The following is a 12,694-nucleotide window of genomic DNA, read 5'->3' as shown; positions in this document are numbered from 1 at the left end:
TGGGAAAAAGGGGGGGTAAGGGGTGAAGATCCACGACATCGGGGATCTTCGGGTCAGCCATCAAGCACTGGCCGGTGTTTCGTTGAAGGTCCGGATGTCAGCGTCGACGTCCATCCCGAGAAATTTTTGTGCGTTACTGCTCAGGATTTGACTCTGTTGTTCTCGAGTCAAGAAGGCAGACTTTCTGATGAGGTTTCCCGCGGGCCTTTCGCCCAAGGGATAGGGGAAATCTGATCCCAGCATGATGTGCTCGCTTCCCATGACGTCGGTAAGCAGCCGCAAAGAGGCGTCATTGAAAACTACTGAGTCCACGCTGAACCGGTTCAGGTAGTGCGATGGGGGGAACTCGGAGGTGGCGATGAGGTCCGGGCGCTGGTGCCAGGCATTGTCCATGCGCCCTACCCAGTAGGGAAAAGAGCCACCGCCGTGTGCAAAGCACAGGCGTAGGTGGGGGGGCAGTCTGTCAAAGCCCCCTCCGAGGATGAGCGACAGTATGGACAGGTGTGTTTCCCCGGGCATGCCCACTAACCAGCGTGCCATCCACCGATCGAGCCGGGGTGAAGTGGGCATGTCCCAAGGGTGCACAAAAACGGCGGCGTTCCGGTCTGCGCAGTGTTGCAGGAAGGTGATGATGCCTTCATCGTCCAGGTCGCGGTCGCCCACGTGGTTGCCGATTTCAACGCCCACGTGGCCGTTCTCCAGTGACCGGTCAAGTTCACGGCACGCAGCATCCGTGTCCTGCAGCGGCACCTGACAGAAAGGGATGAGGCGTTGGGGTGCTGGATCACAGACCTCCAACGCCAGATCATTGAAGATCCGGCTCACTTTGACCGCTTCTTTTGGATCGCGGGCGTAGGAGAAGAACACAGGGGTAGGTGAGACAACCTGTACGTCCACCCCGTCCGCATCCATGGCGGCGAGCCGCTCTTCGGCGGCCCAGGCGTTCGAGCGGAGGGGCCGGAATTCAGCGGAGCCCAGCATGAGCATCGCTTCCCGTTCCGAATCGCTGCGGAGCCACGGCCAGGGCCCGTTTGCGCCAGTTTCCTGGGCAAGGTCGGGCCACCCGTTCGGCACGTAGTGGGTGTGGATGTCGATGGTTGGTGAAAGGTTGGTCACAGGGATCTTTTCCTTAGATGCGTTTTCCGGAGGGGTTGCTTAGCCCCGGCCGGGGTGGACAGCCCCGCAGTTCTTGCACGTGCGCGCGGAAGCGTCGCTGGCGTAGAACTGTTCGAATACGGGCGGCAGGTCTTCCACGATGTCCCGGACCTGGAGTTCGACCTCATGGATGAGGTCGGAACACTCAAGGCAGTACCACTGGAACTTCTCCGTGGTTCCTTCCTCCCGGATGCGCTCGATCACGATGCCGATGGAGCCGGCTTCGGGTCGCTGGGGTGAGTGGGGGATGTTGCCCGAGAGCAGCCACATCTCACCCTCCCGGACGTCTACCCGCTTGATGCCTTCGTCAGTGACGACGTTGACGTGCATGTTGCCCTTTACCTGGTAGAACCACTCCTCGTAGGGATCGACGTGGAAATCGGTGCGCTGGTTGGGGCCGCCGACCACCTGGACGATGAAGTCATCGACCTGGGTCCACATTGCTTTGTTGTTTACCGGCGGCTTCAATGAGGCCTCGTTTTCGGCCAGCCACTGCTGGAAGTTGAAAACGGGAAGGATGCTTGTTTTGTTGGTGCTTGTGGTCATTGTCCTGCTCCTTGTTGTTCCAGTTGTTGTGTCGGTGTTTTCGGCGGTTGCCTCCTGTGGGCTATCGCCTGGATTTCGATAAGAAGGTGTGGATGTGGAAGCTGGTGGACGGCGACGGTGGTGCGGGCCGGACCGTCCTCGTCGAAATAATGTCCGTACACTTCGTTGTAACCGCCAAAGTCATTCATGTTGACGAGGAAAGCAGTGACTTGAACGACGTCGTCGAGAGAGGCGCCGACGCTCTGGAGAATGCGTCCAATGTTCTCGATGACCGCTTGGGTCTGCGCACGAATGTCGAGGTTCGTGGTGCCCAGTTCGTCTGCTTCAACACCAACGAAGGTGTTGTCCGGTCGCCTGCTGCTTGTCCCGGAAACGTAGATCACGTCACCGGCAGTCTTGACGTGGGGAAAGCGGCCACGGGGCTTTGCCATGTCCCCTATGAGTTTCGCCCCGCTCATGAGTCAGCTCCTGCCGTCTCCAGTTCAACGCTGCCGATGCCGGCGACGATGGCCGTGATGGTGGACCCTGGTGAGAGTGGAACGGCAGCAGTTGCTGCGCCTGCCAGCAGTACTGCACCGGCAGGGAGCCCGGCTCCGTGGCGGCGGTACATCCGGGCAAACTCCCGCAGTGCGTTTAGGGGGTCACCGAGGATAGCCGAAGTGGTGCCTGTTTCGGTGATGGATCCGTCAACAAGCAGTGTTACCGTCCGACCGGCAAGATCGTCCGTAAAGGTAGTCCACTCGCCCAGGACGTAGCGACTGGCCGAAGTATTGTCAGCAACGACGTCAGCGAGACTGAACGAGAAGTTGAGATAACGCGAATCGATGATCTCAAGCGCGGGTGCCACTGCGTCTACGCTTGCAATGATCTGCTCCTCCGATGCATCTGGCGGAACGGCCTGGCCGAAGCGGAAGGCGACTTCGGGTTCAACGCGCGGGTGAACGGACCCGTCAAGCCGAAGCCGGTCGCCGTTGTGCACTTCCATGGTCGAGGTGAGGAATCCAACGATCACTTCCTTCACACCCATCTGCGCCATCTTCGCCTCGCTGGTGAACCCCAGCTTCGCGCCTGTAAGGTGCTCTCCCCGTGCCAGGCGAAGGTCCCGCAATTCGGCCTGTACCTCGTAGGCAACTTCAAGCGACAGCACATCGCCGAATTGTTTTATGGCGATGCCTTTACGTTCGGCCTGATCGAGTCTGCGCGCAATCTCGCTGATTGGTGGGGCTGGGTGGGTTGCGTTCATCGTGTTGCCTCGCTCAGGTTTACGCACACGTTGGTGGGTTGGGTATAAAAGTGGAGGGAGTGGGTTCCGCCTTCGCGGCCGATACCGGACAGCCCGGCTCCGCCGAAGGGTGAGCGCAGGTCGCGTAGGAACCAGGTGTTGACCCATGCAATTCCGGTGTTCATACGGCCAGCAACCCGGTGTCCTCTCTCCAGATTGGTGGTCCAAACAGCAGCAGCCAGGCCGTACTTCGTGTCGTTGGCCAAGCGCACGGCCTCTTCTTCGTCGTCAAAGGGAATCAGGCCTGCGACAGGGCCGAAGACTTCTTCGCGCATCACGGGTGCGTCGTGGCTGAGCCCGGTCCAGAGCGTCGGTTCAATCCAAGCGCCACCACTGAGTTCGTGGCCCAGATTCGGGATTCCACCACCCACGATCGCCTCACCGCCTAGCTGCTTAGCGCGTTCGAGGTATGAAAGAACTTTCTGCCTGTGAGTAAGGGAGATCAGTGGTCCGGTGGTGGTCCGGGGATCCATGGGCTGACCTAGCGTCAAGCCTCTGGCGCGCTCAGAAAGTCCAGCTACGACATCATCAAAGATGGGACGCTGGATGTAGACCCGCTCGGTGCAGAGACAGACTTGCCCGGTGTTGGTGAAGATTGACCGGGTGAGCCCGTCCACAGCAGCTTCGAGGTCCGCGTCTGCGAAAACGAGTGCAGCATTCTTACCGCCGAGTTCAAAAGAGACCGGGCGGACGTTGGACGCTGCCGCGTGCATGATGGCTGAGCCGGTGGATGACTCCCCTGTAAAAGTGATTCCGTCGATGCCTTCATGCGTGGTGAGGAATTCGCCAGCCGATCCTGGACCAAAGCCGTGGACCAGGTTGAACACGCCATCGGGTACGCCGGCCTCGGCCATGATCTCAGCCAGGAGGGTCGCGGACGACGGCGTTTCCTCCGATGGCTTGACGATCACCACATTGCCGCAGGCGATTGCGGGAGCCACTTTCCAGGTCAACAGCAACAGAGGCAGGTTCCACGGCACTACTACGGCGACTACGCCCAGCGGGCGGCGCAAAGCGTAGTTCAGGGCCCGTCGGCCGTCGGGAAGTTCGGTGAGGAAGGAGTCCAGGCCTTCGGCGGCGATGATATCTGCAAACGCGCGGAAGTTGGCTGCTGCACGGGCTACGTCGAGGTCCCTGGCGAGTGCTTCCGGTTTGCCGGTATCGGCGATTTCGGCGGCGAGCAGATCGTCGAATCGTGCTTCGATGCGATCCGCGATACGCCGCAGCAGGGCTGCGCGTTCATTGACGGTGGAACTCCCCCAGCGGCCTTGAAGTGCGCTCCGACCGGCCTTGACCGCCATGTCAATAGTGCCGCGGTCGGCCTCGGCAACGTGGGCGACAACGCTGCCATCAACGGGGCTGATCTTTTCAAATGTCTTGCCGGCGGCGTCAAGGAAGGCTCCGCCGACGAAGTTGCGCAGAGTAGGAATCGCCATGATGGGTGCTTCTCCCGGTTCGTCGGTGTGGGTTGTATCACCAGTCTGCTGGACCCAAACCATGTCCGTCGAATGCCTTTTCGGGTGCAAGCCATGTCCATATGGGCATATCATCATCGGCATGGACATCAGAACCTTGCTGAATGGCCCTCTGAAGATCCGTCATCTGGTGTTGGTCTTAGCTATCGCCGATCACGGGACAATCGTCAGCGCGGCCAGGCACCTGTACATCACGCAGCCCGCGGTCAGCCGCGGTTTGCGCGAAGTTGAAGATGCCCTCGGGGCGCCTCTTTTTGAAAGGGGCGCCCGCGGGGTCCGCCCCACGCCATTTGCCGAAGTCTTCATCAGTCACGCACGGGCAGTGGTCGGTCACCTCCAGCAAGCGACCCAGCACATAGCAGAGCTGGCGGACGCCAGTGCCGGTTCAGTGACCATCGGCACGTATGTCGCCGGAGGCAACCTGCTGCTGCCCAAAGCGATTGCGCGGCTAAAGCAACAAAGGCCACATGTCAGCGTCCACGTCCACGAAGCAACTCCTGATCGATTGACCAACGGACTGGTTGCGGGAGAAATCGACATAGTCGTTGGGCGCCTTACCCCGCATCCTGACGTTCCTGAATTGCAGCAGGCGGCCCTGTACCACGAGCCCTTCGAGGTCGTGGCAAGACATGGTCATCCTGTTTTTGAGCGGGGCGAAACCGCCTTGAACCAATTACGGAACTACCCGTGGGTCATGCCGGTAGCGCAGACGGCACTGCGCGGGGAACTCGAGACCGCCTTTGCCCGTGAACGCCTGGAACTTCCCGAACAACAGGTGGATTGCTCCTCTACCATGACGCTTCGTGCCATCGTCGCCGAAACGGACTTTCTTGCGCTCCAGCCGCGCACTATCGGCACCGCCGATCCCCTGCTTCGCATTGTCGGAGCGAGAATCAAAGGCATCAGTCAAACGGTTGGCGTGACCACCTTGCAGGACAGGCTGCCGAGCCCGGCAGTGGTGTTGATGCTGCGCTGTTTTGAACAAGTAGCTGTCGAAATCCGGAAGACCCTTTCGGCTTCCTGATGGCGGGCTCATCCGCAGCTATGCCTTATTCAGGTTCCCTGACTGAAATAGGCATTAGCCAGACGAGCCCGTCGCAGGCAGCATTTTCGTATAGAGCTTCCAGTTACCAGAACCAGAGGTACCAATCAGATGCGTGTTTTTGAAAAAGTGGCCGAAACGCTGATAGGGCTTGGTGTCCGCCAAGTTTTTGGTGTTGTCGGCAGCGGCAACTATGACGTGACCAAGGCCCTCATTGCTGGCGGCGCCACGTACGTGGCGGCGCGTCACGAGGGTGGAGCCGCGTCTATGGCGGACGCCTTTGGACGAGTGGGCAGCTCAGTCCCTGTTATCTCCTTGCACCAGGGATGCGGGCTGACTAATGCCATCACCGGCGTCGCGGAAGCTGCGAAATCCGGCACACCAATGCTGATTCTTGCCGCAGAAGTTGCGTCTTCGGCCATTCATTCCAATTTCCGCATCGAGCAGAGCAATCTGGTCGAATCCGTTGGAGCCGCCAGCTTCCGCATCTCGAGGGAGACTGCCGCCCGGGACGTTGCCCTTGCCTACAGGACGGCAGTAACGCGCCGCATTCCTGTGCTGATCAATCTCCCCTTGGACATCCAAAACTCCGAAACCACCGAAGAGTATGGTGCCTCAGTTGCCAGCGGGGCCGCCCTTTCAACGGTGGCCGCACCAGTTGCCGAAGACATCAGTCACCTGGCCGACCTCATCGAGCGGTCGTATCGTCCCGTCATCATCGCCGGCCGCGGAGGGCGCGGTGCCGGACCTCAACTCCGCGATCTTGCGGAAGTTTCGGGAGCCCTTTTGGCAACCTCGGCGGTCGCCCGCGGGCTGTTCAATGACGATCCGTTCTATCTGGACATTTCCGGTGGCTTCAGTACACCGCTGGCGGCTCGTACCATCCAGGACTCCGACCTCATCATCTCCTTTGGTTCTGCGTTGAACATGTGGACCATGCGGCACGGCGAACTCATTGGCCCCGCCACCACTGTGGTGCAGGTAGACGTTGATCCACTGGCACCCGGCAAGCACCGGCCCGTAGACTTCGGCGTCTTGGGCGACGCAGGGCTTACGGCAGCAGCAACCGCCAGCGAGCTCCGCAGCCGCGGTTTCTCCCGTGTTGGCTACCGTACCGAAGAGATCGCACAAGCCATCAAGTCCGAAGGCCGATGGCAGGACGTCCCTTACGAGGACCTGGGCGATGGAGAACGCATCGATCCCCGGACCCTCACCATTGCTTTGGACGGGATGCTCGACAAGGAAAGGGTAGTGGCCGTCGATTCGGGCAACTTCCTCGGATATCCCAGCGCCTTCCTTGATATTCCTGACGAGAACGGGCTCGTCTTCAGCCAGGCCTTCCAATGTGTGGGTCTCGGTCTGGCCAGTGCAATCGGGGCAGCATACGCACAGCCCGACAGGCTCCCGGTCCTCGGCACCGGTGACGGCGGCGCCCTGATGGCGGCGGCGGAGATGGAGTCCGTTGTGAGGCTGGGTATCCCGCTGGTGGTCATCGTCTACAACGACTCTGCTTACGGAGCGGAAGTACACCACTTCGGCGAGGACGATGACGCCCTGGGGCTTATTACTTTTCCCGACACCGACTTCGCAGCCATCGCGCGCGGTTACGGCTTTGCAGCTCAGACCGTGCGGAATCCCGAAGATTTGGAGCCGGTGCGTGAGTGGCTCGACGGAGGCCGTGACAAGCCGCTCCTCATCGATGCAAAGACCGTCAGCTTCGCGTCCTGGTGGCTTGAGGAAGCATTCAAGGGCCACTAATGCCAGTAAGGCCAGCAAGGAAGGACCCCACATTGACCACGCAGGCATCACGCATATGACCAATATAAAGCCAACGCCGGATGTGCTGGCCAACCTGATTGAAGGCCTTACCCACGGGAGCATCCGCGTCATCGACCTGACAACGCCCTTGACCCCTGAGACTCCTGCCCTGCGCCTGCCGGCGCCGCTGTCCAATGTCATTGATCTCAGTCTCGAAGAGGTCGCTGCATACGACGAACGCGGACCAATGTGGGCGCACAACAACATTCATGTGGGGGAACATTTTGGCACTCACGTTGACGCGCCCATCCACTGGATCAGCGGGAGGGAAGGACGGGACATTTCACAACTGCCACCCGAAAAACTCGTCGGCCCCGCCGTTCTGATCGATGCGTCGGCTGAAGCCGCTGCAGACCCTGATTTCCTGCTTGAGGTCCGCCACATCGAGTCTTGGGAAGCCCGGTACGGCAAGTTGCCCAAGGGTGCGTGGTTGCTTTACCGCACAGGATGGGATGCTTTCGGAGACAACGAAGCTCTCTTCCTCAATGCTGATGGGTCGGGTCCGCATACACCCGGCGTCTCTGCAGAGTGCGCGCGCTGGCTCGCTGAGGAGACCGACATTGCCGGCTTTGGTGTCGAAACCGTTGGGATCGACGCCGGTGCAGGCTTCAGCTTGGAGCCGCCTTTCCCCATGCATCATTTCCTTCTCGGAAACGACAAATACGGGGTTACATCCCTGAAAAACCTCCACCAATTACCGGCAGCAGGCGCTTTCATCGTCGTCACGCCCTTACCCATCGTGGGCGGAACGGCCAGTCCAGCGCGCGTTCTGGCGTTCGTTGAAGAGTCCGGGTCCGGATCCACTGCCACGGACAGCCCAATCGAAGGAGAGTGATCTCTTGATCCATGCGGAAGGCACCGGCGGGCTCCATGACAGGGCAATTCGATGATGCAGTATCCAGCATCTGAGTGGCACCGATTGGACGGAGTCCCCATAGAGATAAGGCAGCGGGGAGCGTTGGTCCGCGCGGGAACGGTGGAAGCCGTAATGCCCGATTCAAGCATGATCTGGGTGGCAGCGGACGGGCCTTACGGGCGTGAATTGTTCCTGGCCGCGGACAACTACGAGGTTTGGCTCGAACCGGGCCAGCTCGTCGGCGAGCTTCGATACCGAATGACCGATGACAATCTTTACCCGCCCAGAAGGCGAGAACGCCCCGGCGTGTCGACCACACCGTTCAAGGTTACGTAATGGGTGCGCGAGCCCGAGAGATACCCTCGGGCTGAAGCAGGTTTACCTGCGACGGCCCTTTCGTCCCTCAGTGCTGGCTCGCCCCGGCTACGACCCGAACCTGTTGTGCAGCAAGCCCCTAGGAGGCTGTACATACAGCGTTTCTTGCCCGCGCTTTCCCCCTGCACAATTTCCACCCGCCTTGTCATGGATGGGCGCCATTGCGTCCGTGCTGACTTTGCTGAGTGATCCCAACCATGACCACGGAGGACAACCATGACCGAACGCAATATCAACGCCCTCGCAGAGAAATTGAAGGCTCTGCATGAGGCACCGGAAATCCTGAGTGTAGTCAACGTATGGGACGCCATCAGCGCCTCGACCGTTGCAGCCCTTCCTGAGACGAAAGCCATTGCAACCGCCGGGCACTCGATTGCAGCGGCGTATGGCTACGCCGATGGAACCATGCCCCTGGATGTCGCGCTGGATGGCGTGAAAAGGATCGTCAACGCGGTTGAACTTCCGGTCACCGCAGACCTCGACGACGGCTATGAAGACCCAGCCGAAACCATCCGCCGGGCGATTGGCGTCGGCGTCGTGGGCGCCAACGTTGAAGACCGTTTGCGTCCTTTCCATGAAGCTGTCGCCCGGGTGAAGGCGATCATCGACGCCGCGAACGGCGAAGGCATCCCGTTCCAGCTGAACGCACGCACCGACGCCATCGCGAAGGGCGGGGACCGCCCGATCAAGGACAGTGTCGAGGACGCCATTGCCCGGGGTCGCGCCTTCCTGGATGCAGGAGCAGCGTTGGTCTTCGTCCCTGGTGCCCTGACACTCGACGTCATTGAGCCGCTCGTCGCAGGCCTCGGACACGGCAAATTGTCCGTGATCGGCGCCCCCGGAGCGCTTACCGCGGCGGAACTCCAGGAACTGGGTGTTGCGCGTGTTTCCTACGGTCCCTTTCCCCAGCGGGTCGCCTTGCGCGCCCTTCAGGATCTCGCCGCAGGTCTCTACGGTTCCGGCATCATCCCCCAGGACACCCCGGCCCTGAACTAAACGAAACCAACCGTTACTGCATCAGGGCGGGACCGGTCAGGGGCCGGATCGCATCTCGAAAGATGCCGTTCCTCACGCAAGGGACAGGCGTCCACTCCACCGGAAAGCTAAACGGCCTTCATCTGCATCTGTCCACCCCCGGGGCGATATCTCGCGACGCAACCCAGGTCGGCCAGCATGCCCCTCTTCAGCATGACCTATTCCATACACGCCGTACCAAGCGATATCGGTCAGTTCCCGCTTGTGGCTGGCGGCATTGCACTCCCGATTGAGCAACCCCTCACAAGACATACTTCAGGACATTCAGCGTTCGTGGCCACGGATGCTCGTAATCCTTAAATTCACGAAGCAAGGGCACGTGGAAGTTAAGTCGATGTCAGTAAATCTGCGTGATTTGTCCGCTGAAGGTAGTCAATGACAGCATCCCGACTCTTTTCCAGGCATACGATTCTGTTCTCCACAACGCGTAGTTCTTGAGCAAGCTCCTCCGCCAGGGCCCGGTTGCCCACGGTGGATTGACGTTGGGTTGCCGGAGTTTCGATATTCAGCACGATCTTGATCATCCTCGTCGACAGGCCGGCCGCTATCAGAGCCCTGACGTGACGGGCATGCTCGATCTGCTCGTCAGAGTACTCGCGGTACCCGTTAGTCGAACGGGATGCCTGGATGAGCCCTTGTTGCTCGTAGTAGCGGAGCATTCGAGTTTGGACACCCAGGTCCTTGGCGACATCACCAATCTTCAACGTGAACACCTCTTCGCTTTGACCACAGACTTGACCTTGACACTAGTGTCAAAGTTTACGCTAACTTTCGTACCGTCCGCTGATCCGCTCTTACGCGGGTCTCATTGGTCACGGGAAGAGAGACAACGAGTCTCTCGCATGAAATAGAGGACAGGTGCACCGTCGCGCACATCAGATGTGCGCAACGTGAGCGTTCGGGGTTTAACGCTCGGACGCTGCGTACGCGTTACGGCGTCGGGCGGTCCGACTCCTCCTCCACATGAGCAATTGCTGAATAAAGCGTGAATACAAGTAAGGACTCTGCGCTAATGACAAACGAAATTCCGTCCGCCCGCTCGCGGGACATCCTCATCATCGGAGCGGGAGAACTTGGCATGCCCGTGCTGCGCAATATCGCACGGCGGGCGAGAGAAGTCGACGGCTCATCCGTCAGTGTGCTCCTGCGGTCCAGTGCTATCGAATCCGTTGCGCCGGATAAGCAGCGCGATCTCGCTGAGATCCGAAACCTGAGCGTGAAGATCGTGCAAGGAGATCTGGTCAAGAACTCGGTCGATGAACTCGCGACGATCTTCGCGAACTACGACACCGTGATCGGCTGCACTGGCATCACTGCCGGACTTGAGACGCCTATGAAGGTTGCACAGGCCGCTCTTCAAGCGAAACTCCCTCGATACTTCCCCTGGCAGTTCGGCGTCGACTTCGACGTGATCGGCCGAGGGAGCCCCCAGGACATCTTTGACCCACAGCTGGACGTGCGGGATCTGCTCAGGTCCCAGAACGGAACCGAGTGGGTGATCATCTCCACCGGAATGTTCATGAATTACCTCTTCGAACCAGGGTCCGGAATGGTCGATCTCCCTAACGACACTGTCAACGCGCTGGGCAGCCTTGATACGGCTGTCACCGTAACGACCCCCGAAGACATCGGCGTCCTCACGGCTGAGATCCTCTTTGCTGAACCTCGCATCCGCAACGAAATCGTCTACCTTGCCGGCGACACCATCACCTACGGTGAGTTGGCGCGGACCCTTGAATCCGTGCTTGAGCGTCCGTTCCGAGTTGTGGAATGGACCGTGCCGTTCCTGCTGGATCAGCTAGCCAATGACCCAGATAACATGACACGAAAATACCGCGCCGTCTTTGCCCAGGGCCGGGGAGTGGCCTGGCCAAAGGACGACACCTTCAACGCAAGGCGCTCAATTCCGGTCACCAGCCTGACCGAGTGGATCAAGGAGAACCTCGCAGCCTGACAGACACACGGACCGGCCGATACTGACCCCTTTGCCCCGGGTGTGGGCTGCCCTGACGGGGCGGCCCACACCCGGGGCAAACGCTTCGCACCAATTGGCTCAGTGTGCAGGGCCTGTGGAGTCCAAACTTCGGGTTCATTGAACTCCAGGTTTAGTAACCGATGGCGCTTTGTTGTCTCCTCGTCCTTGCCGGCAGGAAGGAAGTCGTACAGGGAGAAATCATTGCACAGAAGGTACACAACGGCTCGTACGAGTGGGTAGTTGGCAGGTGGTATCAAGTACGTTGGCATTTTTTTCTCTTCGGCCACAAAGGACGCTAACGCTTTCTTTGCTTCCTTCTTTTCACAGGCAACGAGTTCACAGATGAAAGGCAGAACCTTTTCGTAGTCGAGCTCAGGCTTGAGCGTCGCTACAGCAGCAAGAAGGAAAGATTCGTCCAGCTGCTGGGTAGGCGAATCCCAGGCGTCGGCAGCACCTGGCCGTACTCATCGGTTATCCGCATGTTGACCACGGCGCGTCTCCGCATCAGAGTGATGGGAACAATCCAAAAGCGGGCGCCCGTCCTGTCAATCACAACGGGTGCGTCCTCCCGCGCATTGAAGTCGACGGTGATACGACGAGTCACATTGCGGTCCTCATCAACCTGACTTTCCACCCTCCTGACCATCCATCGATTGAACTGCATCTCAGCAAGCAAAAAGTCGCCTGCCTATTTCCGCGCAGAGCGGACCCACAAGTTTTCCGCGTCTGTGGCTGACGCTGAGTGCGTGGTCAGTCGGATCCAGGGACCACTCTCCGTCCCCGATTGTTTGCTGCCCGGTTTGACTCTCATATAACCCAGTCATTGCAAATACCTCCGCACATCATCAGGAATGATTCACACTCGTGAACACCCCAGCTGTTCGAAGGCACGCTTGGCCAATGGCCACGTTCTACACCCTTGCGTCAACACCATCAATCGGTCGCCCGGCGACTATCGACTACAAAGCTCGATATCCGATAAGGCGGCGCATGAGAAGGCTTCCGGTCTGCTTCTCGCAGCCCACACCTACTGATTCGGGACTTCTGCCAGGATCCATCAGCCCCTAATTCTTGTGTGATGGCCCTTTGCCACCGAAGTCATGCTGCCCGATCACCGCGCATAGATGAACGCGTG

General features: G+C 59.6%; 13 protein-coding genes. 6 read left to right on the top strand and 7 right to left on the bottom strand.

Going from position 1 to position 12,694, the window contains the following annotated elements; translation table 11 throughout:
- Positions 1-60 precede the first annotated feature (60 nt).
- From J3A64_RS22940 to J3A64_RS22920, 5 genes are read right to left on the bottom strand one after another with little or no spacing between them, the layout of a single operon-like run.
- Positions 61-1,116 (bottom strand): amidohydrolase family protein, encoded by a 1,056-nt coding sequence (locus J3A64_RS22940; RefSeq protein ID WP_307807233.1) that lies wholly within the window; start codon positions 1,114-1,116, stop codon positions 61-63.
- Between the two features lie 39 nt (positions 1,117-1,155).
- Positions 1,156-1,701, bottom strand: a complete 546-nt coding sequence (locus J3A64_RS22935; RefSeq protein ID WP_210066358.1) for a 3-hydroxyanthranilate 3,4-dioxygenase — start codon at positions 1,699-1,701, stop codon at positions 1,156-1,158.
- Positions 1,698-2,159 carry a RidA family protein gene (locus J3A64_RS22930; protein ID WP_210066356.1) on the bottom strand — a complete coding sequence of 154 codons (462 nt, stop codon included), beginning with the start codon at positions 2,157-2,159 and terminating at the stop codon, positions 1,698-1,700. The genes J3A64_RS22935 and J3A64_RS22930 overlap by 4 nt, the downstream gene beginning before the upstream one ends.
- On the bottom strand, positions 2,156-2,944 hold the full coding sequence (locus J3A64_RS22925) for a 2-keto-4-pentenoate hydratase (protein WP_210066354.1): 789 nt from the start codon (positions 2,942-2,944) through the stop codon (positions 2,156-2,158). The genes J3A64_RS22930 and J3A64_RS22925 overlap by 4 nt, the downstream gene beginning before the upstream one ends.
- Entirely contained in the window at positions 2,941-4,419 is a 1,479-nt protein-coding gene (locus tag J3A64_RS22920) for a 2-hydroxymuconic semialdehyde dehydrogenase (protein WP_210066352.1), read from the bottom strand. The genes J3A64_RS22925 and J3A64_RS22920 overlap by 4 nt, the downstream gene beginning before the upstream one ends.
- A 121-nt stretch (positions 4,420-4,540) precedes the next feature.
- On the opposite strand from J3A64_RS22920, the gene J3A64_RS22915 reads away from it, so the two are divergent.
- The 5 genes from J3A64_RS22915 (at position 4,541) to J3A64_RS22895 (ending at position 9,545) form a co-directional block, all read left to right on the top strand.
- Entirely contained in the window at positions 4,541-5,482 is a 942-nt protein-coding gene (locus tag J3A64_RS22915) for a LysR substrate-binding domain-containing protein (RefSeq protein WP_210066351.1), read from the top strand.
- A 129-nt stretch (positions 5,483-5,611) separates the two neighbouring features.
- On the top strand, positions 5,612-7,258 hold the full coding sequence (locus J3A64_RS22910) for a thiamine pyrophosphate-binding protein (RefSeq protein WP_210066349.1): 1,647 nt from the start codon (positions 5,612-5,614) through the stop codon (positions 7,256-7,258).
- A gap of 55 nt (positions 7,259-7,313) precedes the next feature.
- Entirely contained in the window at positions 7,314-8,153 is an 840-nt protein-coding gene (locus J3A64_RS22905) for a cyclase family protein (protein WP_210066347.1), read from the top strand.
- A 153-nt stretch (positions 8,154-8,306) separates the two neighbouring features.
- The gene (locus tag J3A64_RS22900) at positions 8,307-8,510 is read left to right on the top strand and encodes a hypothetical protein (protein WP_210066345.1); all 204 of its coding nucleotides are present in this window, start codon (positions 8,307-8,309) and stop codon (positions 8,508-8,510) included.
- A gap of 255 nt (positions 8,511-8,765) precedes the next feature.
- Entirely contained in the window at positions 8,766-9,545 is a 780-nt protein-coding gene (locus J3A64_RS22895) for an isocitrate lyase/phosphoenolpyruvate mutase family protein (RefSeq protein ID WP_210066343.1), read from the top strand.
- 365 nt (positions 9,546-9,910) lie between these two features.
- On the opposite strand, the gene J3A64_RS22890 is transcribed toward J3A64_RS22895, so the two are convergent.
- A complete protein-coding gene (locus tag J3A64_RS22890; RefSeq protein WP_210066341.1) occupies positions 9,911-10,288 on the bottom strand; it encodes a MerR family transcriptional regulator in 378 nt (125 codons plus the stop codon).
- Positions 10,289-10,596: 308 nt separating this feature from the next.
- Between J3A64_RS22890 and J3A64_RS22885 the strand changes: the two genes are divergently transcribed.
- Positions 10,597-11,538, top strand: a complete 942-nt coding sequence (locus J3A64_RS22885; protein WP_210066339.1) for an aromatic alcohol reductase — start codon at positions 10,597-10,599, stop codon at positions 11,536-11,538.
- A gap of 409 nt (positions 11,539-11,947) precedes the next feature.
- Here J3A64_RS22885 and J3A64_RS22880 read toward each other — a convergent pair whose 3' ends face one another.
- A complete protein-coding gene (locus J3A64_RS22880; RefSeq protein WP_210066337.1) occupies positions 11,948-12,163 on the bottom strand; it encodes a hypothetical protein in 216 nt (71 codons plus the stop codon).
- Positions 12,164-12,694 lie beyond the last annotated feature (531 nt).

It is taken from the genome of Pseudarthrobacter sp. PvP004 (assembly GCF_017876035.1).
GTDB lineage: Bacteria > Actinomycetota > Actinomycetes > Actinomycetales > Micrococcaceae > Arthrobacter > Arthrobacter aurescens_A.
Note: the sequence above shows the minus strand (reverse complement) of the source record. Positions and strands in the feature narration are given on the sequence as shown.

What these genes read in the sequence shown, in the direction of transcription:
- J3A64_RS22935 (WP_210066358.1), bottom strand. Translation starts at nt 1,701, where the DNA reads ATGACCACAAGCACCAACAAAACAAGCATCCTTCCCGTTTTCAACTTC.
- J3A64_RS22930 (WP_210066356.1), bottom strand. Translation starts at nt 2,159, where the DNA reads ATGAGCGGGGCGAAACTCATAGGGGACATGGCAAAGCCCCGTGGCCGC.
- J3A64_RS22925 (WP_210066354.1), bottom strand. Translation starts at nt 2,944, where the DNA reads ATGAACGCAACCCACCCAGCCCCACCAATCAGCGAGATTGCGCGCAGA.
- J3A64_RS22920 (WP_210066352.1), bottom strand. Translation starts at nt 4,419, where the DNA reads ATGGCGATTCCTACTCTGCGCAACTTCGTCGGCGGAGCCTTCCTTGAC.
- J3A64_RS22915 (WP_210066351.1), top strand. Translation starts at nt 4,541, where the DNA reads ATGGACATCAGAACCTTGCTGAATGGCCCTCTGAAGATCCGTCATCTG.
- J3A64_RS22910 (WP_210066349.1), top strand. Translation starts at nt 5,612, where the DNA reads ATGCGTGTTTTTGAAAAAGTGGCCGAAACGCTGATAGGGCTTGGTGTC.
- J3A64_RS22905 (WP_210066347.1), top strand. Translation starts at nt 7,314, where the DNA reads ATGACCAATATAAAGCCAACGCCGGATGTGCTGGCCAACCTGATTGAA.
- J3A64_RS22900 (WP_210066345.1), top strand. Translation starts at nt 8,307, where the DNA reads ATGCCCGATTCAAGCATGATCTGGGTGGCAGCGGACGGGCCTTACGGG.
- J3A64_RS22895 (WP_210066343.1), top strand. Translation starts at nt 8,766, where the DNA reads ATGACCGAACGCAATATCAACGCCCTCGCAGAGAAATTGAAGGCTCTG.
- J3A64_RS22885 (WP_210066339.1), top strand. Translation starts at nt 10,597, where the DNA reads ATGACAAACGAAATTCCGTCCGCCCGCTCGCGGGACATCCTCATCATC.